The organism is Enterobacter cloacae complex sp. IR5459, from assembly GCF_049238005.1.
In the GTDB taxonomy this organism is placed as follows: Bacteria; Pseudomonadota; Gammaproteobacteria; order Enterobacterales; family Enterobacteriaceae; genus Enterobacter; species Enterobacter hormaechei_C.
Genome location: NZ_JBMKIG010000016.1, coordinates 29430 through 47745, shown reverse-complemented (window position 1 = coordinate 47745; position 18316 = coordinate 29430). Strand labels below are relative to the sequence as shown.

The window sequence follows — 18316 nt, the reverse complement described above, 5'->3', positions numbered from 1 at the left end:
ACGGCCTCCTTAACGGAAACCGCAGAATGCAGAAAATCGCAGGTGCATTTCTGCAACTGTGACAAGGTGAGGAGTTCAGATTGTGGTCGCATTTAAGTCCCCTTAAATGCGCAGAAGTCACCGGAGTTGTTCAGGTTCCGATGACATGATTATAACATCACTTTTGAAAAATGATTATCAAGAATCACTCTAACTTCGGCGCTGCTTCAATCATCCTGCGATAGACATCGTAAGTTCCGAATTGTTCATCACCAGCCTCAAGCATTTCATGAGTAGGCTCCTCTGGCACCATAACCCAACCATCCGGAATCACCGGAGAGTTGAGAGCATCGCGCTCAGCCAGAATCTTCTCACCGTCAATTGCTATGCCGGAGTTGCGAATGGTATCCACCGCATCGCGCAACTTGCAAGCCCTCGTTACAGGTTCAACCATATTGTTGGAGTCACCGGAATGGTCAACCATAGCGAGCTTATCCTCGGAATGGTCCGTTAGCGCTTCCTGATAGCGTCCAAGTTCCACGTACTCCTGACATGACCACCCGCCATCAATAAAATCGCGAGCTTCAACAGCATCGAAAGTGAACGATGTTTCACCGCCGGTTGGCGAGGTTAGGCCGTACAGGTCTGCTACCGGCTTAAACTGTGTGGCTGGAATATTTTCCGGAATATTTTGCGGTTCGTTTTGTGGTCGATCGGCACCCTGAAGCATGGCGGCGCGGCTACCATTGACCATCTTCACACCCAGGCGGATATCATCAAGCTCAAGGTCGCCCTTAATTTCCGCATGCCGGAAAGCGATCGACAGGAACTCCAGGCACTGCTCGTTTGTCCATTCAGGAACAGATGCCGGCGCTGGCGGGGCGGTGACATTAGCGAATGCAGCACGCAACCCAGTCTTAATTTCTTCAACTTCGTCAGAGCCTAATGATGAATCTGATATCGCATGATGGAATGCATAAGCCATATCGTCGTTGACTGACACCGACTCCGCTTCGAGCGATGCCAGCGCTAGCTTCATCGCCGCCAGCGCATTGGACGCATCTTCGTTTACTGCTCCGGGCGTCGCATTGCGCTCTTCTTCAAGCTCCGCGATTGTCTGCTGGAGCCATTCTTTGGTAAGTGTGCTCATGGGTTAGCCGCCAAATGAAACGTGAACGAACGAGAACAGCCAGAGGGTAAACTCAATTACTCCCCAGCCAACTACCGCACAGACAATGGCAAAAATAACAATCGCCGCTCCATAACCATGTGAACTAAACATTACTCAACCTCCACTTTGATACCCGCGACGGAGAGACAATCAAGGACTAAATTCTTCTCAAGCACTGCCACTTCTCGACAGAAATCGTCATCCTCGAATTCCGTATACATAGTCTTTGGTAGTTTCACAGTAACTGCACGTTGGTCGTTGTACTGGCGACGCATATCCCAACCCCAGCAGAAGAAACCGAAGTAGGTGACGTTATCGCCAGAGGTCCACCCTTCTGTTGTCACTTCGTCTTTGACCTGTTGCCACGCCCATTTTCGGCACTGGTAAGCATCATCATTCTCGAAATAAGTAACTGGAGTAACGGTTTGCAATTCAACACCAATATTCGAATACACGATTCTCCGCTGTTCCTCATTCACTGTTTCGAAATATTGTTTATTGCAATCACACCACTCTATATAACCGTCTTTATGATGGTTATTCATGATGACCTGATAAACAGGCACCAAATCTTTTTCAAGGCTATCGATATGCTTGAGCGCCCTACCATGCATCACAGTTAAACTGGCGTTTTCGTTACTTGCCTTGGTTGCTAACTCATTTTGCTCGTGAGCTATCTTTTGGAGGTAATCGACCTGATTTTTCAATTCTTTGACTAGCTTGTCTTTGGCTTCCAGCTCATCTAGCAGTGCCAGCACGGTGGACGGGGTTAGAGCCTCATTGAATTCATCGCGATCATAACCCCAACTATCGGATTCTGCTCTCTCCGCCGCTTCACGCAGCTCCTGTTTGTTGATGTTGCTCATTGGGCGGCCTCCTTGCGAATCTGCTCCCTGAACAAGCGGGCTGAGACGATGATGTCTCTGATGCGTACTGATTTTTCGTCGAACTGCTCACCACCGTTTTTAATATGCGCATCCAGTTCTGCACTGTGATGCCGAATGAAAGCGTTGAGGTCATGCGCCCGCACTTCAGCCAGGAAAGCGTCTAAAGCAGGCGCTTCGCGTTTCGATGGCAGGTATGTGCCAGGATGTTTCAGGTCGTACACTTCCCCAGCCAGCGCCGCGAATGTGGTTTCAACCACATTAAGCAGGGTCGTAACTTCCGCGGGCGACATGTGCTCACCGCAGTCGGCATTCATCCTGGCGTTTTTAATCAGATCTTCGTATTTGTTGCTCATACCCCTACCCTCCCCCAAACCATCAATACCCTTCTCATCGCCGGACTGTTCCGGCACTCCTGGCAGATCACGTTTGTCTCTGTGCGCTGCACCAGCTTCGAATTACCCTTCGGCATGGCCGGCATGGTTTCCGGTGCGTATTTCATGCCGTATCTGGTCAGCCGATAAAGCCGCTGGCCGTGCTTGCCTTCGAACTCGATCAGGCCGTCTGCAAACAATGTGCTTAGCGGGCCGGAAATCTTTTTGGTGGTCATGCCGATCATGGTGGCAATACGAGCACTATTCAGGCCCGGGTTATTACGCAGGGCTGCAAGAATCTGCCCACGGATTGTTATGGTCATCTCACACCATCCCGTTCGACTTGTTGCGATTGTACTTGGCCTGAAGCAGCTGGATCGGCGTCGGCCCGTGCTCGGCAGCCGGTGCTGCAATCGCCCGGCGTACCGGCGGTACTGGCTTACCCTCGGTGACGCGCTTCTCCCACATGTCCAGCAGATCGCCCGCTTCGCGTGCCAGTTCACCATGAGTCAACTGGCGCTCTGTGCTGCGGTGGCGCAGTTCAACGCAGATGTGGTACATGACCGGCTGCGACCAGGGGAATTGCTCACTGGAAGTGAACTCGAACGAACGGTTACGCCAGTCCCAGTATTCGGCGATCACCTGGTCAACGTTGATTCCCAGCGCCCCGCCACTCTGTTTGCACCAGGCGACGAACTGGCCCGGCGACGGCAGGAATGGACGCTCCTGACGGCGGGCAATGCGCATACCGGCATCGACTTGCGCCATTGAGTGGATCCCGTTCTCCTGAAACGCCAGCAGCCACTGACGGCGGAATTCGTTCAGGTCGTCCTGGGTGCGGAAGTTCGCCATGCTGGCCGGGAACGCGGCACGCAGTTGGTTGAACAGCCCGTTGAACACTTGAGCCACCTGCTCGACCGGCGCGCGCTCCTGGTACTGCTCTGGCAGGTTGTGGGCCATGCGACTCATCTGCTCGCGGTCATGGTTACGCATCTGCTCTGCAAGAGATTTCATCGAATCACCCCATAGGCCCAGTCAGTGTTGTTGAAGTCCAGATCCGGCTTTCCGCCTCGCTGCTCACCACCAGCACTGCGCTGCATCGTCAGCTTGTCCCACTGCTTACGCAGGCTTTCCGGGCTCAGGATGTTGGTCTGCCAGAAGTGGTGTTTGCTTGCCCAGTCGTACAGCGCGCAGATGTCCTGGTGCGACCTGTTGTCTATCTGGCGCATCAGGCGAACGGTGTTAGACCAGGAGGTCATGTCCGGGGCTTTGCAGGTTGGGTTAATCAGCTTCACCCTGGTGGAAATCCACTGGGCAGTTTTGAGGTCTTCAGCCGATCCCCACTTAGCACCGGATGGTGTGTAAATCGCAGCTTCTGGATGAGCTGATAAAAATTTCTTGAGACGTGCGTCAGAGGATTCGTCAGAATTCTCGGACGATAAGTTATTTATATTCTTGTTATTACCTTCTTGTTCATGATGTGCGGGGAATTGTGCGGCCTTATGTGCGGTATACCCATCTGAACCCGCGCCGTTACTGGCTTCATCATGTGCGCCTGTATGTGCGGCTTTATGTGCGGGTAAATCGTCCATTTTTTGAGCATATTCGACGTAGTTCGTGATGGTGATCACCCTGCCTTTTCGCTTCTCTCCTTCGATGGAAATCATCCCTTCGCGGACGAAAACAGACAGCATTCTCTCCACTGCGTCGCGGCTTGTCGGGTTGCCCTGGCGGTCACACAACTGAAGGCCTAGATCCGCAGCAGTGACGACCAGTTGACCGGGTTGCAGAGGCCATTGCTTGCCCTTGAAGAATGCCGTGTATGGCTGTCTGGCTGCGTCAATGAGCAGGTTCTCCCACAGCGCGCGCAGGAAAACATCCTTAGCCCAGGACTTCTTCTTGATGCTCCGGTACAACGGGACGTAACCAGATTTCTGGTTCTCCATCCTGTTGCTCCTTGCGGCTGAGTGCGCCGCGAAATTTGCGTAAGCGACGTTCGACACAGTTAAACCTCCTGCGCCTGGCGTTTTGGATTAGCATTTGTCATAATGACCTCGCACTTGTTATCTGCATTTGCACCTGAAAGTCGGTTCTGTTCGCGCAGACCGGCTTTCGCCATTTTTGTAGTTCTCACATAACCCCCAGCATCGATGTAACCATCGTCATCAGCGGTCCTACCTGCTCCGGCATGAGGCGGAACAGCGACGCTATACCCTCGCTTACCTCTTTCAGCTTCTGATGCTCTGGAGCGTCCAGAAGCACTGCCTGCTTAGCTTCGGCACACTCTTTCATCGCAGAGGCGATCAGCGACATCGTGTCGTTCTGCGGCGCCAGGCGGTTGCGGTACTCCAGCGGAAGGACCGACATGATTGCTGGCGCCAGCTGGCGAATGTTGTTGGCGGCGTATTCGGTGTCGCCATCAATCCAGCGAAACACTTTCTGCATCTGGCGGTGCGAGTCAGTCGGGATATCCAAACCGGTGCCGCCGGTTGCCCGCCACTCTTCCACAATGAGCGCTGCGACGAACTCACGGCTGCGGCAGTCAGCTGCCCAGGCGCGTACAGCTGCGCGGATCCCATCGATGTTTAACGCCTTGGAATCAGGTTCCCGGCGATTCTGGTAAATCATCGCCGTTGGCGAAAATTTGTTACCTTGTTGATACGCAAGTGAATGCATTGCTTTCCCTTTCGTGGTTAGGGCCGCCAATTAGGCGGCGTTGTTGCTGATTGGTGGAAAAACGTCATCAACGCTTACTGAAGCGCCATGCTTATTCAGAGCTGCAACAATCGCCCGGCACTGCTCAAGGCTTAAGCTGCGTTTATTTTTTTCGTAATGGCAAACCGCACCTGTCGACAGGTTCAGCTCTTCGGCAATCTGTCGCTGAGTCAAACCGATGTTTCTGCGGATTTTTCGGATATTGTTCATGTCGGGTCTCCTTTAAACAACTTAAATATACGTTTTGTATTCTTTGTTCGCAAGTAAAATATACGAATTGTGGCTCGCGCAAATATATACAACTTGTATCATTCGGGTATGACTATGAAATGGTACGACTTAGCTAAGACCCTGATGAAAAGTCAGGGCATCAATCAGGAACAGCTGGCGGAGCACCTCGGTATTACTAAAGGTGCGGTAAGTCATTGGCTGAACGCTCGGCGTGAGCCAAGCCTTTCCGAGATCGCAAAAATATTGCAGTTCCTTGGCAAAAAGAACTTCTCCGTAGGAGCTGGCGGTATGATCATTGACGACACGCTTAAGGGTGATGTGGAGTACGCTGGCCCCTACAATCCTGGTAACAAGTATCCAGTAATCAGCAGTGTCCAGGCTGGTTCATGGTGCGAAGCGGTTGAGCCATACACCCTAAAAGATATAGATCTGTGGCTTGAGTCGAATGCTCACATTCAGGGTGACGCGTTCTGGTTGCTCGTTGAGGGCGAGTCAATGACAGCCCCTACTGGCTTGAGCATACCTGAAGGAACCTATGTACTTTTCGACACCGGTAGAGATGCGGTAAATGGCAGTCTGGTAATAGCAAAGCTATCCGATTCTAACGAGGCAACATTCAAGAAGTTAGTGATCGACGGTGGGCAGAAGTACCTGAAGGGTCTAAACCCGCAATGGCCTCTTGTTCCGGTGAATGGTAACTGTCGAATTATCGGTGTTGCTGTAGAGACGAAGCTGCGCCTAGTTTAGTCAGTAGAGATTTAATTTTAGTTTTTTTCTACGGAAAGTGAATTTTGCAAAACGACTATCTGCAAGTTACAGCCTACACTAGACGCATGAAAGACGGGATGACTCAGCCCTTCCTGTGCACGTGCCAAGATGGGCAAGCTTACATTGTTAAAGGCAGGCCAAAACTCCGGCAGAAAGAGCTTGTAGCAGAATTCATATCTGCTCATCTAGCAAGACAAATTGGTCTACCTTGCCCAGACTTCTGCATTGTAGATGTTGGACAACAGATAATAGAGTTCATGCCTGACTTGCGCGGCGAGCTTTTCCCGGGTCCTGCATTTGCCACCCGCTTTGTTGAAAATGCCTCAACGATAAACATTCAACAAGCCCGTAACGCTGTAAACATACAGGATCAAAAGAAAATATTTTTCTTTGATCGCTGGATAAACAATGCAGATCGGTCTCTTACTGAGATTGGCGGGAATGTAAATATAATTTTCGATGCTGTTAACAATAGGTATTACCTGATTGACCATAACCTGGCGTTCACACAAGATACAACTGATGATGAGTATGATGTCCATGTTTACTCTGCAAATGGAAGAAAGTGGAACTTCGACATACTTGATGAACCCGAGCTGATGGATCTCGCAAACGAAGCTATTGGTTCAGTTGAGGAGACGTTTAATCAGATTCCGGCTGATTGGTTTACATCCGATGAGGAACGTGATCTGATGTTCAACGAGATATTGGGTTGCTTAAACAGAGTAAGTAACAAAGATTTTTGGGATAACATCAAATGACTACACCATGCCTATACAGCATTGTTAGATATGCGCCATATGCAGAAACCGAAGAGTTTGCCAACGTCGGTGTAGTTCTTTGTGCCCCGAAATTAGGGCAGTTTCACTTTCAACTGACGCAAGGCAACAACGCTAGGGTAAAGAACTTCTTCCAAGACGAGATAATTTTCCCTCACGCAAAAGATGCAATTGCGAGAGAGTTAAAGTTCGCACAAGAACAAAGTTGCAAATTCACCACACCGGAGAGGCTGGCTAATTTTTTCAACTACTTAATTGGAAAAAAGGAATCAATCATACATTTTAGCCCTGCGAGAGTTGTGATGTCTGATTGTCCGCAGGACATGTTGGCTGCTCTTTTTGATAAGTTTGTAAACCATTCAGAAGTAACAAAAGAATCTCGTGAGGCAATACTGACTAGAGAGCTAAAGAATCGTTTCTCTCATTATAACGATCTTAAGAACGTCTTCAAAAAAGAGACGCTTGGCGGAGAGTTAACGCGATTTTCCTTACCGTTTGTCGCTCGTCAAGAAGGGCAAATTTTATGCGCGATCAAACCGCTAGCGTTCGTACAAGACAAGCCTGAAAAGATGATGGAGCACTGTGACTCTTGGACAGCAAAAATTTTACGTGCCACTAGTGAAAAAATTCTATCGCTCTCTAATGTGTTATTTACGATCGATGCACCTCGCCATCCAAACGATCTTGAGGTCAAAGCGATGCGTGAAATTCGTAAAACTTTCAATGAGAAAGGCATCAATCATGTTGAGCATACAGATGAAGCATCGATAGTAAAATTTGCTAGACAAGCAATTTAACCCGGCCACCGCGCCGGGTTTTTTATTGCCCACCCATAAAGCTATCCCCCATTCTGCCGATAACTATCCAGCCTGAAGCTGATAACAATAACTATCGCAACACTACCTGCCCGCCCGTGCGGGCTTTTTTATTGCCCCTTCCTCACCAACTCCGCAGCATCCCTGTTAACTCCCTTGCCGATCACGTTTCCTGTTTCCTTCCGGTACTGCTTCAGCTTGTCGATGATGTTTTGCTGGGTCATGGGCAATTCAGCCAGTGACAATTCCATCACCGCCCGCCCCATCGCCTGAATTTTCATGCTTATACGCTCTTCATCCAGAACCATGCACATCCCTCCTGCTGTTTTTTTAAGCGTAGCACTGGTATTTAAAAAAATAAATCACCTTAGAATACAATTTGTTATCACAAAACCACCTACCAATTATACATTTCGTATTGCATGATAAGAATACGTTTTGTATATTCAATCCATCGAAACGAAACATCGACAGCTGAGCGAAGTTAGCCAGCGGCGGACAGCAAGTCGCCTGCTTTTTAACAACATGCAGATTTACAGCGTCAATGACCTGTTTAGACCCTTACACGAGAAACGTGCTGTATCACCGGGTGCGATCCGGTCGGTGAGAGAGTATCCCCGCGCGAGAGCGAGAACGGCGTGAGAACGGGCAACACTGGCAGAGAGTTGGCGCTGACCAATACAGGGAATGTTTTGGGATTGGATGAATGAGCAGGCTGATGCTCGACCGATGTATTCACAGCGCTCATGGCAAGCAGTAACCAATCTGCGCCTCAAGACAGCGTCACTGGTAGTGCGGGCGCTCTAACCAGTAAGCCGGAGATCAGCGCCGGCCATCCAATCGCCAAAGCATTTCTCCCGCATCAGCGGGTAACGACAGAGGGTAAGGGTATGTCAGATAAGCAGGTTCAACTGTCTGGTAAATGCGTCTTGAAGATAGACACCATCAAAGGCAGCAGCACTATCGAAATACCAAAAGTGAATCTCAGCGGCAAAAACAATGCAGACGCTTTGCTTAATGAAGTGTTCCATTTTGGAGTAATGCGTCACGGGAAAAACAAGCTTCGCGAAATGCTTGAAGAGAAGCTTGATGGCTACGGGGAAGAGTACGAAAACCATGGCCTCACTTACGACTGACCCGCTCCGGCGGGTTTTTTAATGCCTCATACCTCAGTCGCTTCACCGAGGCGGCTTAGTTATGACAACCGGTGGCCATCCACCGCCCATTGAAACACTGAATAAATGCGTTGAAGTCTTGTATTAACTGTTCCGTTCGCCGCGATAAGGCCAAGAGGAAATCATGGTAAACCAGCAGCAGATCAGAGAGGCCCAACGGCTCGCGTCGTTCGCGGTACTCCATCGCAATGCTCCGGCGTGGGAAGCAGCAAAGCGCCTTTACGCCATCGCCATCGGGAGGACTCTTCACTGATGGAAACTTTATTCGCGCTCGTCCTGACCGTGGCAATGACCAACGGTGATTATCAGGACGTCATTCTCGGCGTTTACGACAGCCAACAGGAATGCAGCCAGGCAGCAACAGAGCAGAAAGTAACAGCAGAATGCTGGCCGGTAGAAAGCATCCTTCGCAACGGCGAGTTCCCGGCGAAATCCATCGCGCAACAGTAACCACCCTATTCAACCGATCGGCCTGGCATTAAGCGGGCGGGATCTGCACATCCAAATTTCAGGAGAAACCATGAGCGAAGTAACGGATTTAGTCGTCATTGAAAAACAGAACGCAATGGCGGTATTCACCACCAAAGAGCAGCTCGACCCGATTATTGAGGCGATCGAGAAAGAAGCTCGCAGCCTGGTGCCGGATGTGTCGACCCGAAAAGGCCGCGACGCTATCGCATCCATGGCGCACAAGGTTGCCCGTTCAAAAACCTACATCGACAACGCCGGTAAAGATCTGGTTGCCGAGCTTAAAGCCCTGCCGAAGCAGATCGACGAAAGCCGCCGCATTGTGCGTGAGCGGCTGGAGGCGCTTAAGGATGAAGTGCGCCGTCCTCTAACCGAATGGGAAGCCGAGCAGGAACGTATCAAGGCTGAAGAAGCCATGAACGCGCTGCACGCCGAAGCGCTGGAAATGAACATTAAGTTCGATCAGGAGCTGGCGGCCAAGTTCGAAGCAGACCACGAAATGGCTCTGTTGATGAACAAGGATTTCGACCGGGACCGCGAAGAGCAGCGACGCTTGGCAGAACAGGCTCAGCGTGAACGTGACGAACGACTGAAGCAGGAAGCGGCAGAACAAGCCCGCCGCGATGCCGAAGCAAAGCACAAAGCGGAGATTGACGCCGCAGCACGCCGTGAAGCTGAAGAGAAAGCGCGTGCAGAGCTGGCAGAGCGCCAGCGCATCGAAACGGAGCAGCGTGCGGAACGCGAGAAGCAGGAAGCAGAAGCCCGGGCGGAACGCGAAAAAGCCGCGGCGGTAGAAGCTGAACGCCTGAAAGCAAAACAGGCAGAAGAAGCCCGTCTGGCTGAGCAGAAGCGCATCGCCGACGAACAGGCAAAACGTGAAGCTGACGTGAAGCACCGCAAGACGGTCGGCACCAACATCGTTAACGCGCTCACCAGCCACACCAGCTTAACCCGCGAGCAGGCTATCGAAGTTCTTACCGCTCTAAAAGATGACCTGATCCCCTGCGCGAAAATTCATTACTGAGGCAACCATGAACGCATACCTCACTTACGACCGCATCGAAGATCGGCGCTGGGTTGAGCAGCAGCTCACCGACGAGAAGGAGAAGTGGATCGACAACCGGGCGAAAGAACTGATCGCCATGTTCCCGAAATATGCTCTGCAAATGAGTAGCCTGTTTCTCCCAAAAGAAGCGCAAATGGCACTAGTCGGTGAAAAGGCAGAGGAAGCCTATAACGACTATGTCACACGCATCTGTTACGACCGCGCCGAAGAAGAGTGGGATCGCCTTCATCCAACCTGCCCATTTTAAGGAGGGGCTATGAGCTTAACCCTTGTTGATTTCGTCAAACAACAGGAGCCGCTTTTCATGAAGGCGGCCACAGACGAGCGGATGGTGTGGGCGAAGGAAAGCCAGTTTGCCATCCAACTATTTCAGAACAACGACTACCTCGCGAAAGTCGCTTTCCAGAACCAGACCAGCACGCAGAACGCAATCATCAACGTTGCGGCTATCGGTATTTCGCTAAACCCAGCTCAGAAGCTGGCTTACCTGGTTCCGCGTAAAGGGGCTATTTGCCTAGACATCAGTTACATGGGCCTGATGCACATCGCGCAGCAGTCTGGCGCCATTAAGTGGTGCCAGTCGGCTATTGTTCGAAGAAACGACCAGTTCCGCCGCGAGGGGCTCGATAAGCCGCCAATCCACATCTACAACGACTTCGATACTGAAGAGCAGCGCGGGGACATCGTAGGCGCGTATGTAACGGTAAAAACTGACGATGGTGATTACCTCACCCATACGATGCGCATCGATGCCATCTACTCCATCCGTGACCGCTCAGAAGCGTGGAAGAAGTACAAATCCGACAATAGCAAGAAGTGTCCATGGGTCACCGATGAAGAGCAGATGATCCTCAAGACGGTCGTGAAGCAGGCAGCAAAATACTGGCCTCGCCGTGAGCGCCTGGACGCCGCCATAGACCACGTTAACACCGAGGGCGAAGAAGGTATCAACTTTACAGCAGAGCGTCAGCCTGAGCGCGATATAACGCCGCTTAGCGAAGCCACGCAGAAAGAGATAAACGACCTCCTTGTCTCTTTGGATAAGACATGGGATGCCGATCTTCTCCCTCTCTGTTCACGCATTTTCAAACGCCCTATCTCGCAGCCAGCCGACCTAACAGAAATGGAAGGTGTTAAGGCTCTCGGGTTCCTCAGGCAAAAGGCGGCAGCATGACACCAGAAATTATCCTGGCCCGGACCGGTATCGACGTAACCACTATCCAGCAGGGCGATGAGGCGTGGCACCGACTGCGTCTCGGCGTCATTACTGCCTCTGAAGTGCACAACGTCATTTCCAAGCCGCGTTCTGGCACCAAATGGACGGGCATGAAGATGTCCTACTTCCACACCCTACTCGCCGAGGTTTGCACCGGCGTCGCGCCAGAGGTTAACGCCAAGGCGCTGGCCTGGGGCAAGCAGTACGAGGAAGACGCCCGCACCCTCTTCGAGTTCACCACTGACGTAAAAGTCACGGAGTCTCCGATCCTGTTCCGTGACGAGAGCATGCGCACTGCGTGCTCCCCTGACGGCCTTTGCAGTAACGATTTCGGCCTCGAATTGAAATGCCCGTTCACCTCCCGCGACTTTATGAAATTCCGTCTCGGCGGTTTCGAAGCCATCAAGTCCGCCTACATGGCCCAGGTGCAGTACAGCATGTGGGTGACCGGGAAAGATGCCTGGTTCTTTGCCAACTATGACCCGCGTATGAAACGGGAAGGCATTCACCACGTAGTCGTTGAACGGGATCCGCAGTACATGACCGACTTCAACGAAATGGTGCCGGAGTTCATCGAGAAGATGGACGAGGCGCTGGCGGAGATCGGCTTCACGTTTGGCGAACAGTGGAGGTAACAATGGGAGCAAATCACTGGCAACCATGGGAAAACCTGTTCCTGCATGAAGTTGCCGGACAGATGCCCGTCTCATTGATTGCCGAAAAACTGGAGAGAAGTGAGCGCGCCGTTTACACACAGGCTGCTCGCCTCGATGTGAAATTCCCAGCCAACACCAACCTCAGGAAGTGGACCAAAGCAGAGTTGTTTCTGTTTGGCCGGTTCTCTCCCGAGGAAATCGCCGCGGCAACCAGCCGATCTATCTACTCCGTGCGCAGCAAGCGCAACTCACTTGCCCGATCGTCAGGAGGGAAAGTCATGCCTGAATGGACTACCGAAGAGCTGGCGCTGCTGTGGCGACACTCAAACGCTGAAGTCGCAGAGATTACCAGCCGCAGCATTGAAGAGGTCGGAGATAAGCGGCTGCAAACCAATATTGAGCGTAATGGCTGGGATGTTAACGATCCGGAGCGGGAGGATGTATGACCGATTACACCGGCAGCAACACGCCAGCGGATCAGCGCGACCTCTGGCGCACTCCACCAGTCCTCTTCGCTGCATTGGATGCTGAGTTCTGCTTCCAACTTGATGCTGCCGCGGCGCCGCATAACGCGCTGTGCCGGAAGTTCATCACCGCCGAGCAGAATACACTGGAGACTCTCTGGGCTGATTACCTGAATGTACCTGGCTACGTCTGGCTTAATCCGCCATACAGCGACATCACACCGTTTGTGAAGAAGGCCGCCGCCGAGAGCGCTAATCAGATCGGCACGGTCATGCTGGTTCCGGCAGACACTTCGGTTGGCTGGTTTAAGGAGGCTATCCAGACAGCCAGCGAAGTGCGTTTCATCACCGCCGGACGGCTGGCATTTATCAACCCGGTCACCGGTAAGCCGGTCAGCGGTAACAACAAGGGGTCGATGCTCATCATCTGGCGACCGTACCCGCGTACACACTGCCACTTCGCAACTGTGGACCGGAACGAGCTGATGGCTTTCGGGGTGAAACTTCTCGCCCGCCGGGAGGCCGCATGACGCCAGAAACAGACAACGCCATCCGCTCGGCCTGCCGCCGCTGCACCGAGGAAATCCAGCAGGCCATGCGCAAAAAGCCAAAGCCTAACTGGAACGAAACGGTGCCTCCCATCATCAACAAGCATCACAAGAAAATTGAAGCTCTGGGAGTTAGCCTCCTGGAGTTCGTCGTATACACAGGCAGGCTTAATCGCCGCTTCGGAGTTGATTCATGAGCAATTCGATAGCAGACGGAGCGAAATTAACTCCGGAAACATTCGCAGACTTCATTGAGCGCTTGAGGTATCACCATCGCGGCGATGGTGTTGATCGTCACGCCACCGCCGATCCGATTTTCATGGTTCAGAAGCAGGCAACCATTTATGGCCTAGCAGAAGAGTACGGCGAATCGAAGATAGTCCATTTCGAAGAATGCGAATGGGACAGCCCGCAAGAGTATTGGGACGATCTGGATGAACAACAGCAGGAAGAGTTAAACGCCTTCTGCATTGACCAGTGCGACACTGCCTTTACCGATCTCGATGAAGATGCTCAGTGGGAAGTGCTGGCTGACCTTGACGGCCACACTGTCTGCGGTACACGTAAAGAGTGGCAGAACATCAACGCTCATTTTACCCGTGAAGCAGCGGAGGCTTTCATTCGCCGCAAACAGCATGATTACCCTCCTCTGCGGGTCTACGTCGAGAGCATGTACTTCGGCTGGGAGTATCAGGAAATTATTCGTGCTCTATGCGACGGAAGACTGGTGCTAGCCGAGAAGAATGAAGGTGGTGCAGCATGAAGGCACTAATAACCAGGTCGCTATCGCGGCCTTTTTTATTGCTGGCGTTCACCTTCAGCCGAATTAACCGACAGTTCCGGGAGCATTGACCATGAGCGATAAGTGTACGTTGAATGGAAATCTAATTAATCGCTTCGACATGCTGGCTAAGGCCCTCGAATATGGAAACCCATCATATCGTTCGAAAGGCGCGTTTATCCCGGAACGGGTGAATTTCAACACTGGCAAGCCGGCAATCGATATTGCACAACTACACTCCGGCGAGTATGTCGGACGTGGCATCGCTATGAACTTCTGCCCCTTCTGCGGGGGGAATCTTAAAACATGGGAGCAATGATTATGGCCGATATCATCGACACAGCAGCAGAGATTGAAGAGCTTCAGCGTAACGCTGCCCTTTCCGCTCACCGCATCGACCGCAACGCCGTATCAGCTGAGCGTTGTGAAGAATGCGACGAACCAATTCCCGAGCCGCGGCGCGCTGCCGTTCCCGGATGCCAGACGTGCGCGGAGTTCCAGGGTGTTATCGAATTGAAGAATAAGCAGAGAGGACTGTCATGAACAACCGACAAGCCCGTAGGCTGCTTGGTGCACACATCAATAACACTTATCGAATCAGCAATAGACGCTGGTTGGTATGGGGTAGCAATTGGCCTTTTGTTTGGGAGCACGCAAAGCCATCACCGCGGCAGAAAAGGAAAGCGAAAGAGGTTGCAGCATACCGAAAGGAAATAAAGCGCAATCAGGAGTCAGACCATGTTCAGGATAATCCAGCCTAATACCTGGTACGCCGATGATTTCGGCGCGCCATGCAAAATCCTCCGCGCTACCCACGAAATCATCCACTACATCCGCAACGGCCGCACCTGCATCGCCAGCATGGGCCGCTTTCAACACGAATTCGAACCGCTGACCAAAGCACAGGCCGAGCGGATCGCAGAAGAAATCGAAACAGCAGAACACCTGAAGAAGCTGCGCGCCCAGCGTGCGGCATGAGGAGAGATTATGGGGAAGACATCTATTCGTCTTGAGGAGTTTAAGAGAGATGCTAACGGTCTAGAGGACTACAGCAAATATACCGTTATCAGCCACTCCTCAGAGGAACATTCAACAATCGTCGATTGGCCCGTCGAACTCGAGTATCGCCCGATGACGCATCTCAACCAGGTCTCAATGAACATCCACTCTGACCTGCATGAAACAAAAGAAGAAGCCATGGAGCAATTAGGTCGCTGGCTAATTCGCCTCGGTGAGGCTTTGCAAGAACACAATTTCAAATGACGCAACTGATAGCCAGTTATGAGCTGGCTATTGGGTGCGAATGCACTGCCACGTTATCCCCCTTTCAGCCCTCCATTGCGAGGGCTTCTTTTTGCCTGGAGAACGCAGTGGAACAATACAGCATCACTCTCAATCAGGCCTGCGCAATGCTGGGCATATCCAGACCAACAGCTGCGAACTGGATCCGCACCGGCAGACTGCAGGCAACCCGAAAAGACCCATCCAAACCAAAATCCCCTTACCTCACTACCCGACAGGCCTGCATTGCGGCGCTCAAGTCACCGCTGCATACTGTCCAGGTGAGCGCGGGCGATGGCATACGAGAGGAATTAATATGTCACTCTTCCGCAGAGGTGAAACCTGGTACGCCAGCTTCACATTGCCGGACGGCAAAAGATTTAAGCAGTCTCTTGGGACAAAGGACAAAAGGCAGGCCACGGAACTCCATGACAAGCTAAAGGCCGAAGCCTGGCGGGCGAGCAAGCTCGGTGAAGTGCCTGACATGACATTTGAGGATGCCTGTGTGAGGTGGCTTGAGGAGAAGGCGCACAAGAAGTCGCTGGATGATGACAAGAGCCGGATCGGATTCTGGCTCCAGCACTTCGCCGGCATGCAGCTGAAGGACATCACTGAATCGCGGATCTACGCCGCCATACAGAAGATGACCAACCGCAGGCATGAGGAAAACTGGAAGCTGATGAACGCGGCGCAAACGAAGAAAGGCAAGGAAACGCCTGACTACGTTCCGCGCCCGGCATCGGTAGCGACAAAGGCCACACACCTTTCATTTATCAAGGCGCTTCTCCGTGCGGCAGAACGTGAATGGAAGATGCTGGATAAGGCCCCTATCGTCAAGGTTCCCCAGCCAAAGAATAAGCGTATCCGTTGGCTGGAGCCTCACGAGGCCAAAAGGCTGATTGATGAATGCCCGGAGCCGTTGAAGTCTGTTGTCGAGTTTGCGCTGGCTACAGGACTTCGCCGGTCGAACATCATCAATCTGGAGTGGCAGCAGATTGACATGCAGCGCCGGGTGGCGTGGATACACCCGGAGCAGAGCAAATCAAATCAGGCCATTGGCGTGGCACTGAATGATACTGCATGTCGCGTGCTGAAAAGACAAATAGGAAGTCACCACAAGTGGGTGTTCGTCTATAAGGAGAGCTGCACTAAGCCGGACGGAACGAAAGCGCCAGCCGTGAGGAAAATGCGGTATGACGCCAACACCGCCTGGCGGGCAGCACTAAAGCGAGCTGGTATTGAGGATTTCAGATTTCACGATCTGAGACACACCTGGGCAAGCTGGTTAGTTCAGGCCGGGGTTCCGATATCGGTGCTGCAGGAAATGGGCGGGTGGGAGTCTATCGAAATGGTACGCCGGTATGCACACCTGGCACCAAATCACCTGACCGAACATGCCAAGCAAATCGACTCGATTTTTGGCGATTGTGTCCCAAATCTGTCCCACATGGAAAGCAAGGAGGGTACGAATAACACGTAACTGATTGAATTTTCTGGTGCCGATAATAGGAGTCGAACCTACGACCTTCGCATTACGAATGCGCTGCTCTACCAACTGAGCTATATCGGCCCTGAAAGGCCGGTTACGAGCGTAACCACGGGGCAAGAGAGTAGATCTAACCGGGTGATGCGTCAATGCCCTTTTGAATCAAACGGCTATTTTTGCATCACCCGCGATTATTTACGCACGAATGGTATCATCACCAAAGCCGATCCACTTGTAGGTGGTCAGCGCTTCCAGCCCCATCGGACCGCGGGCGTGCAGCTTCTGTGTGCTCACCGCCACCTCCGCGCCCAGACCAAACTGGCCGCCATCGGTAAAGCGCGTCGAGGCATTGACGTAAACCGCAGACGAATCCACTTCATTCACAAACCGATCGGCATTGCGCAGGGTGCGCGTCAGGATCGCGTCAGAATGCTGGGTTCCGTGTTCACGAATGTGCGCAATAGCGTCATCGAGATCCGCAACTACCTTCACGTTCAGATCCAGCGACAAATACTCATCGTCGTACTGCTCCGCGTTAACCGGAACGACCTTCGCCGGACCGTCTTTCAGCAGGGCGAAAGCCTTCTCGTCCGCATGCAGCGTGACGCCACTTTCCGCCATCTGCTTGCTCAGCGCTGGCAGGAAGGTACTGGCGATGCCCTGATGCACCAGCAGCGTTTCTACCGTATTACAGGTGCTTGGACGCTGGGTTTTAGCGTTGACGATAATCTTCAGCGCAGGTTCTACCTCCGCGGTGTCATCCACCACGATATGGCATACGCCAATACCACCGGTGATCACCGGAATGGTAGATTGCTCGCGGCACAGCTTGTGCAGGCCCGCACCGCCGCGTGGGATGAGCATGTCGATGTATTTGTCCATGCGCAGCATCTCGTTAACCAGAGCACGGTCGGGGCTTTCAATCGCCTGCACGGCACCCGCCGGTAAACCACACTCCTCTAGCGCCTGCTGGATGACGTTTACCGTCGCGGCGTTGGTGCGCCAGGTCTCTTTCCCGCCACGCAGGATCGCGGCGTTACCGGTCTTCAGGCACAGGGAGGCGACATCCACCGTCACGTTTGGACGCGCTTCGTAAATCACCCCAATGACGCCAAGCGGCACGCGACGACGTTCAAGGCGTAACCCGCTGTCGAGCACCCCACCGTCAATCACCTGCCCTACCGGGTCGGCGAGGTTGCACACCTGACGGACGTCGTCGGCAATACCTTTCAAACGCGCCGGGGTCAGCGCCAGACGGTCGAGCATCGCTTCGCTCAAGCCGTTGCGACGCGCTTCCAGCAGATCCTGCTCGTTGGCGAGCAAAATTTCCTGCGACTGAGATTCCAGATAATCAGCGATTTTTTCCAGCACGCGGTTTTTCTCGCGGCTGGAAAGGAGCGCCAGTTTATACGAGGCGGCTTTCGCGGCTGCGCCCATTTGTTCCAGCATGTTCTGGCTC

The 18316-nt window shown here is 52.5% G+C and carries 30 protein-coding genes and 1 tRNA gene; 19 read left to right on the top strand and 12 right to left on the bottom strand.

Going from position 1 to position 18316, the window contains the following annotated elements:
* Positions 1-184 precede the first annotated feature (184 nt).
* From ACOTX4_RS23345 to ACOTX4_RS23305, 9 genes are all read right to left on the bottom strand, one after another.
* Positions 185-1129, bottom strand: coding sequence for a hypothetical protein (locus ACOTX4_RS23345; RefSeq protein ID WP_421635442.1), 945 nt, complete (start codon positions 1127-1129; stop codon positions 185-187).
* A gap of 3 nt (positions 1130-1132) precedes the next feature.
* Positions 1133-1261: a hypothetical protein gene (locus tag ACOTX4_RS23340; protein ID WP_265177137.1), complete on the bottom strand. Its 129-nt coding sequence runs from the start codon at positions 1259-1261 to the stop codon at positions 1133-1135.
* Positions 1261-2016 carry an ead/Ea22-like family protein gene (locus ACOTX4_RS23335; RefSeq protein ID WP_421635441.1) on the bottom strand — a complete coding sequence of 252 codons (756 nt, stop codon included), beginning with the start codon at positions 2014-2016 and terminating at the stop codon, positions 1261-1263. Before ACOTX4_RS23335 ends, ACOTX4_RS23340 begins: the two co-directional genes overlap by 1 nt.
* A complete protein-coding gene (locus tag ACOTX4_RS23330) occupies positions 2013-2390 on the bottom strand; it encodes a hypothetical protein (protein WP_244905965.1) in 378 nt (125 codons plus the stop codon). Before ACOTX4_RS23330 ends, ACOTX4_RS23335 begins: the two co-directional genes overlap by 4 nt.
* Positions 2387-2731 carry a transcriptional regulator gene (locus ACOTX4_RS23325; protein ID WP_421635440.1) on the bottom strand — a complete coding sequence of 115 codons (345 nt, stop codon included), beginning with the start codon at positions 2729-2731 and terminating at the stop codon, positions 2387-2389. The genes ACOTX4_RS23330 and ACOTX4_RS23325 overlap by 4 nt, the downstream gene beginning before the upstream one ends.
* Before the next feature lies 1 nt (position 2732).
* On the bottom strand, positions 2733-3422 hold the full coding sequence (locus ACOTX4_RS23320) for a replication protein P (protein WP_063927585.1): 690 nt from the start codon (positions 3420-3422) through the stop codon (positions 2733-2735).
* Positions 3419-4354: a replication protein gene (locus ACOTX4_RS23315; RefSeq protein WP_017383042.1), complete on the bottom strand. Its 936-nt coding sequence runs from the start codon at positions 4352-4354 to the stop codon at positions 3419-3421. The genes ACOTX4_RS23320 and ACOTX4_RS23315 overlap by 4 nt, the downstream gene beginning before the upstream one ends.
* 184 nt (positions 4355-4538) lie before the next feature.
* Positions 4539-5084: a toxin YdaT family protein gene (locus tag ACOTX4_RS23310; RefSeq protein ID WP_032665738.1), complete on the bottom strand. Its 546-nt coding sequence runs from the start codon at positions 5082-5084 to the stop codon at positions 4539-4541.
* A gap of 30 nt (positions 5085-5114) precedes the next feature.
* Positions 5115-5333 carry a helix-turn-helix transcriptional regulator gene (locus ACOTX4_RS23305; RefSeq protein WP_022650973.1) on the bottom strand — a complete coding sequence of 73 codons (219 nt, stop codon included), beginning with the start codon at positions 5331-5333 and terminating at the stop codon, positions 5115-5117.
* Positions 5334-5441: 108 nt separating this feature from the next.
* Between ACOTX4_RS23305 and ACOTX4_RS23300 the strand changes: the two genes are divergently transcribed.
* From ACOTX4_RS23300 to ACOTX4_RS23290, 3 genes are read left to right on the top strand one after another with little or no spacing between them, the layout of a single operon-like run.
* The gene (locus ACOTX4_RS23300; RefSeq protein ID WP_047058701.1) at positions 5442-6101 is read left to right on the top strand and encodes a LexA family protein; all 660 of its coding nucleotides are present in this window, start codon (positions 5442-5444) and stop codon (positions 6099-6101) included.
* A gap of 44 nt (positions 6102-6145) precedes the next feature.
* Positions 6146-6883 carry a HipA family kinase gene (locus tag ACOTX4_RS23295; protein ID WP_063133513.1) on the top strand — a complete coding sequence of 246 codons (738 nt, stop codon included), beginning with the start codon at positions 6146-6148 and terminating at the stop codon, positions 6881-6883.
* A complete protein-coding gene (locus ACOTX4_RS23290; RefSeq protein WP_032636784.1) occupies positions 6880-7698 on the top strand; it encodes a DUF3037 domain-containing protein in 819 nt (272 codons plus the stop codon). The genes ACOTX4_RS23295 and ACOTX4_RS23290 overlap by 4 nt, the downstream gene beginning before the upstream one ends.
* Before the next feature lie 128 nt (positions 7699-7826).
* On the opposite strand, the gene ACOTX4_RS23285 is transcribed toward ACOTX4_RS23290, so the two are convergent.
* Positions 7827-8024, bottom strand: a complete 198-nt coding sequence (locus ACOTX4_RS23285) for a hypothetical protein (RefSeq protein ID WP_421635439.1) — start codon at positions 8022-8024, stop codon at positions 7827-7829.
* Positions 8025-8462: 438 nt separating this feature from the next.
* Here ACOTX4_RS23285 and ACOTX4_RS23280 point away from each other — a divergent pair, with 438 nt between their 5' ends.
* From ACOTX4_RS23280 to ACOTX4_RS23205, 16 genes are all read left to right on the top strand, one after another.
* Complete coding sequence (locus ACOTX4_RS23280) at positions 8463-8852, top strand: hypothetical protein (RefSeq protein ID WP_421635438.1); 390 nt, start codon at positions 8463-8465, stop codon at positions 8850-8852.
* A 291-nt stretch (positions 8853-9143) separates the two neighbouring features.
* Complete coding sequence (locus tag ACOTX4_RS23275; RefSeq protein WP_048207095.1) at positions 9144-9341, top strand: DUF1482 family protein; 198 nt, start codon at positions 9144-9146, stop codon at positions 9339-9341.
* Positions 9342-9411: 70 nt separating this feature from the next.
* On the top strand, positions 9412-10383 hold the full coding sequence (locus ACOTX4_RS23270) for a hypothetical protein (RefSeq protein WP_421635437.1): 972 nt from the start codon (positions 9412-9414) through the stop codon (positions 10381-10383).
* A 7-nt stretch (positions 10384-10390) separates the two neighbouring features.
* Positions 10391-10672 carry a host nuclease inhibitor GamL gene (gene gamL / locus ACOTX4_RS23265; protein WP_048229705.1) on the top strand — a complete coding sequence of 94 codons (282 nt, stop codon included), beginning with the start codon at positions 10391-10393 and terminating at the stop codon, positions 10670-10672.
* Between the two features lie 9 nt (positions 10673-10681).
* Positions 10682-11599, top strand: coding sequence for a recombinase RecT (locus tag ACOTX4_RS23260; protein ID WP_047653460.1), 918 nt, complete (start codon positions 10682-10684; stop codon positions 11597-11599).
* Positions 11596-12276 carry a lambda exonuclease family protein gene (locus ACOTX4_RS23255; protein ID WP_273896246.1) on the top strand — a complete coding sequence of 227 codons (681 nt, stop codon included), beginning with the start codon at positions 11596-11598 and terminating at the stop codon, positions 12274-12276. The genes ACOTX4_RS23260 and ACOTX4_RS23255 overlap by 4 nt, the downstream gene beginning before the upstream one ends.
* Before the next feature lie 2 nt (positions 12277-12278).
* On the top strand, positions 12279-12743 hold the full coding sequence (locus ACOTX4_RS23250; protein ID WP_373670695.1) for a hypothetical protein: 465 nt from the start codon (positions 12279-12281) through the stop codon (positions 12741-12743).
* Positions 12740-13291, top strand: coding sequence for a phage N-6-adenine-methyltransferase (locus ACOTX4_RS23245; RefSeq protein WP_421635436.1), 552 nt, complete (start codon positions 12740-12742; stop codon positions 13289-13291). Before ACOTX4_RS23250 ends, ACOTX4_RS23245 begins: the two co-directional genes overlap by 4 nt.
* The gene (locus ACOTX4_RS23240; RefSeq protein ID WP_045269894.1) at positions 13288-13506 is read left to right on the top strand and encodes a hypothetical protein; all 219 of its coding nucleotides are present in this window, start codon (positions 13288-13290) and stop codon (positions 13504-13506) included. Before ACOTX4_RS23245 ends, ACOTX4_RS23240 begins: the two co-directional genes overlap by 4 nt.
* On the top strand, positions 13503-14072 hold the full coding sequence (locus tag ACOTX4_RS23235; RefSeq protein WP_368536396.1) for a hypothetical protein: 570 nt from the start codon (positions 13503-13505) through the stop codon (positions 14070-14072). The genes ACOTX4_RS23240 and ACOTX4_RS23235 overlap by 4 nt, the downstream gene beginning before the upstream one ends.
* A gap of 91 nt (positions 14073-14163) precedes the next feature.
* Positions 14164-14409, top strand: coding sequence for a hypothetical protein (locus ACOTX4_RS23230; protein WP_421635435.1), 246 nt, complete (start codon positions 14164-14166; stop codon positions 14407-14409).
* A gap of 2 nt (positions 14410-14411) precedes the next feature.
* Positions 14412-14633, top strand: a complete 222-nt coding sequence (locus ACOTX4_RS23225) for a TraR/DksA family transcriptional regulator (protein ID WP_421635434.1) — start codon at positions 14412-14414, stop codon at positions 14631-14633.
* A 195-nt stretch (positions 14634-14828) separates the two neighbouring features.
* On the top strand, positions 14829-15068 hold the full coding sequence (locus ACOTX4_RS23220) for a DUF4222 domain-containing protein (protein WP_058652697.1): 240 nt from the start codon (positions 14829-14831) through the stop codon (positions 15066-15068).
* Between the two features lie 9 nt (positions 15069-15077).
* On the top strand, positions 15078-15353 hold the full coding sequence (locus ACOTX4_RS23215; RefSeq protein WP_047359565.1) for a hypothetical protein: 276 nt from the start codon (positions 15078-15080) through the stop codon (positions 15351-15353).
* Between the two features lie 107 nt (positions 15354-15460).
* Positions 15461-15811: a helix-turn-helix domain-containing protein gene (locus ACOTX4_RS23210; protein ID WP_072204100.1), complete on the top strand. Its 351-nt coding sequence runs from the start codon at positions 15461-15463 to the stop codon at positions 15809-15811.
* On the top strand, positions 15733-16851 hold the full coding sequence (locus ACOTX4_RS23205) for a tyrosine-type recombinase/integrase (protein ID WP_233157782.1): 1119 nt from the start codon (positions 15733-15735) through the stop codon (positions 16849-16851). The genes ACOTX4_RS23210 and ACOTX4_RS23205 overlap by 79 nt, the downstream gene beginning before the upstream one ends.
* 14 nt (positions 16852-16865) lie before the next feature.
* Here ACOTX4_RS23205 and ACOTX4_RS23200 read toward each other — a convergent pair.
* Both ACOTX4_RS23200 and proA read right to left on the bottom strand, forming a co-directional pair.
* Positions 16866-16941: transfer RNA gene (locus tag ACOTX4_RS23200), tRNA-Thr, on the bottom strand.
* A 111-nt stretch (positions 16942-17052) separates the two neighbouring features.
* Positions 17053-18306 (bottom strand): glutamate-5-semialdehyde dehydrogenase, encoded by a 1254-nt coding sequence (gene proA, locus ACOTX4_RS23195; RefSeq protein ID WP_023315480.1) that lies wholly within the window; start codon positions 18304-18306, stop codon positions 17053-17055.
* Positions 18307-18316: the final 10 nt, after the last annotated feature.

Coding starts and splice junctions, on each gene's coding strand:
- ACOTX4_RS23310 (WP_032665738.1), bottom strand. CDS start 5,084: ATGCATTCACTTGCGTATCAACAAGGTAACAAATTTTCGCCAACGGCG.
- ACOTX4_RS23225 (WP_421635434.1), top strand. CDS start 14,412: ATGGCCGATATCATCGACACAGCAGCAGAGATTGAAGAGCTTCAGCGT.
- ACOTX4_RS23335 (WP_421635441.1), bottom strand. CDS start 2,016: ATGAGCAACATCAACAAACAGGAGCTGCGTGAAGCGGCGGAGAGAGCA.
- ACOTX4_RS23340 (WP_265177137.1), bottom strand. CDS start 1,261: ATGTTTAGTTCACATGGTTATGGAGCGGCGATTGTTATTTTTGCCATT.
- ACOTX4_RS23290 (WP_032636784.1), top strand. CDS start 6,880: ATGACTACACCATGCCTATACAGCATTGTTAGATATGCGCCATATGCA.
- ACOTX4_RS23305 (WP_022650973.1), bottom strand. CDS start 5,333: ATGAACAATATCCGAAAAATCCGCAGAAACATCGGTTTGACTCAGCGA.
- ACOTX4_RS23260 (WP_047653460.1), top strand. CDS start 10,682: ATGAGCTTAACCCTTGTTGATTTCGTCAAACAACAGGAGCCGCTTTTC.
- ACOTX4_RS23325 (WP_421635440.1), bottom strand. CDS start 2,731: ATGACCATAACAATCCGTGGGCAGATTCTTGCAGCCCTGCGTAATAAC.
- ACOTX4_RS23300 (WP_047058701.1), top strand. CDS start 5,442: ATGACTATGAAATGGTACGACTTAGCTAAGACCCTGATGAAAAGTCAG.
- ACOTX4_RS23330 (WP_244905965.1), bottom strand. CDS start 2,390: ATGAGCAACAAATACGAAGATCTGATTAAAAACGCCAGGATGAATGCC.
- ACOTX4_RS23275 (WP_048207095.1), top strand. CDS start 9,144: ATGGAAACTTTATTCGCGCTCGTCCTGACCGTGGCAATGACCAACGGT.
- ACOTX4_RS23320 (WP_063927585.1), bottom strand. CDS start 3,422: ATGAAATCTCTTGCAGAGCAGATGCGTAACCATGACCGCGAGCAGATG.
- ACOTX4_RS23270 (WP_421635437.1), top strand. CDS start 9,412: ATGAGCGAAGTAACGGATTTAGTCGTCATTGAAAAACAGAACGCAATG.
- gamL (WP_048229705.1), top strand. CDS start 10,391: ATGAACGCATACCTCACTTACGACCGCATCGAAGATCGGCGCTGGGTT.
- ACOTX4_RS23235 (WP_368536396.1), top strand. CDS start 13,503: ATGAGCAATTCGATAGCAGACGGAGCGAAATTAACTCCGGAAACATTC.
- ACOTX4_RS23280 (WP_421635438.1), top strand. CDS start 8,463: ATGGCAAGCAGTAACCAATCTGCGCCTCAAGACAGCGTCACTGGTAGT.
- ACOTX4_RS23245 (WP_421635436.1), top strand. CDS start 12,740: ATGACCGATTACACCGGCAGCAACACGCCAGCGGATCAGCGCGACCTC.
- ACOTX4_RS23215 (WP_047359565.1), top strand. CDS start 15,078: ATGGGGAAGACATCTATTCGTCTTGAGGAGTTTAAGAGAGATGCTAAC.
- ACOTX4_RS23230 (WP_421635435.1), top strand. CDS start 14,164: ATGAGCGATAAGTGTACGTTGAATGGAAATCTAATTAATCGCTTCGAC.
- ACOTX4_RS23240 (WP_045269894.1), top strand. CDS start 13,288: ATGACGCCAGAAACAGACAACGCCATCCGCTCGGCCTGCCGCCGCTGC.
- ACOTX4_RS23285 (WP_421635439.1), bottom strand. CDS start 8,024: ATGGTTCTGGATGAAGAGCGTATAAGCATGAAAATTCAGGCGATGGGG.
- proA (WP_023315480.1), bottom strand. CDS start 18,306: ATGCTGGAACAAATGGGCGCAGCCGCGAAAGCCGCCTCGTATAAACTG.
- ACOTX4_RS23255 (WP_273896246.1), top strand. CDS start 11,596: ATGACACCAGAAATTATCCTGGCCCGGACCGGTATCGACGTAACCACT.
- ACOTX4_RS23250 (WP_373670695.1), top strand. CDS start 12,279: ATGGGAGCAAATCACTGGCAACCATGGGAAAACCTGTTCCTGCATGAA.
- ACOTX4_RS23220 (WP_058652697.1), top strand. CDS start 14,829: ATGTTCAGGATAATCCAGCCTAATACCTGGTACGCCGATGATTTCGGC.
- ACOTX4_RS23315 (WP_017383042.1), bottom strand. CDS start 4,354: ATGGAGAACCAGAAATCTGGTTACGTCCCGTTGTACCGGAGCATCAAG.
- ACOTX4_RS23345 (WP_421635442.1), bottom strand. CDS start 1,129: ATGAGCACACTTACCAAAGAATGGCTCCAGCAGACAATCGCGGAGCTT.